2 protein-coding genes are annotated in these 1,439 nt (G+C 32.0%); one reads left to right on the plus strand and one right to left on the minus strand.

Going from position 1 to position 1,439, the window contains the following annotated elements:
- Positions 1-588, plus strand: a 588-nt coding sequence (locus GOQ24_RS14290) for an RNA polymerase sigma factor (protein ID WP_155091491.1), incomplete at its 5' end; no start/stop codon positions are given.
- Positions 589-807: 219 nt separating this feature from the next.
- Here the strand turns inward: GOQ24_RS14290 and GOQ24_RS14295 are convergent.
- Positions 808-1,439 (minus strand): endonuclease III domain-containing protein (locus tag GOQ24_RS14295; protein ID WP_166520752.1); only part of this gene is annotated, 632 nt, incomplete at its 5' end.

The following is a 1,439-nucleotide window of genomic DNA, read 5'->3' on the forward strand; positions in this document are numbered from 1 at the left end:
ATGGTATACAGTGAAATGCCAGACGCTAAACTTATAAAGTTATATGTTGACGGCGCGGAGAATGCTTTGGAAGTACTTATTAAAAGACACCAAGCGAAATTATATGGTTTCATTTTTTCAAAAGTATCAAACTCTGAACTTGCAGATGATATCTTTCAAGATACTTTTATTAAAGTCATCCATACTTTTAAATCAGGAAGATATAACGAAGAAGGTAAATTCCTTCCTTGGGTAATTCGAATTGCTCATAATCTTGTCATGGACCATTATAGGAGAGAGAAGAGGTCTCAAGTTGTCAATGACACAGATGAGTTTTCTTACTTTTCAATGATTAGAGATGAAGGCGATACGATTGAAAGTGTTTTAATAAAAGAACAAATTGAAAAAGATTTGAGCTCTTTAATCGATGAATTGCCTGAAGATCAAAGACAAGTTGTTTTTATGAGAATTTATCAAGATTTAAGCTTCAAAGAAATTGCAGAACAGACTGATGTTAGTATTAATACTGCTTTAGGTCGAATGCGATATGCATTGCTCAATTTGAGAAAGTTAATCAATGAGAATAATATTATTTTGAGTGAGCAATAATAAAGTGATGAGTTTTATCGTTTAGTATATAAACAATAAAACATTTTCGCTTATGAAAAACATCTACTATTCAAGAAAACAAGATGTTTTAATGCCGAAACAAAAGACAATTGATTTTATACTCAACTATTCAAAAAGTCTTAATAACTTAAGTTTAAATGGCATTAAAACAAATTGTTTAATTATTAACAATAGAAATTAAACAAAAAGCACCTAAGATTATTTTTTCTTAGGTGCTTTCTTTTTGTAGTAATCGTTAATCACCGTTTTTCTACCTATAACACTTGTAATTATATCTATTTCAAGGTTCCAGGCACGGGCAGGACTATATTGACGACCATACCAAACAAGCTGTAGATGTAGTCTGTTCCATTTGTCTTTAGGAAATAATCTCTTAGCATCTTTTTCGGTTTGCTGTACACTTTTTCCGTTTGAGAAATTCCATCTATACATAAGTCTGTGGATATGAGTATCTACAGGGAAGGCTGGTATATTAAAAGCTTGTGACATTACAACACTTGCTGTTTTATGTCCTACAGCTGGCAATGCTTCTAATGCTTCCATATCTGCAGGTACCTGTCCATCGTATTTTTCTACTAAGATTTTTGACAATCCATAAATTCCTTTGGATTTCATAGGAGAAAGGCCGCAAGGACGGATAATTTCTTTAATCTCTTCAACTGATAATTTAATCATATCAAAAGGATTATCAGCTTTTGCAAATAATATTGGTGTTATCTTGTTTACGCGTTCGTCAGTACATTGTGCAGATAGTAATACAGCAATTAAAAGAGTATACGGGTCTTTGTGATCTAATGGTACAGGGATTTCAGGATATATAGCATCTAAAG

The organism is Myroides sp. LoEW2-1 (assembly GCF_009767705.1).
In the GTDB taxonomy this organism is placed as follows: Bacteria; Bacteroidota; Bacteroidia; order Flavobacteriales; family Flavobacteriaceae; genus Flavobacterium; species Flavobacterium album_A.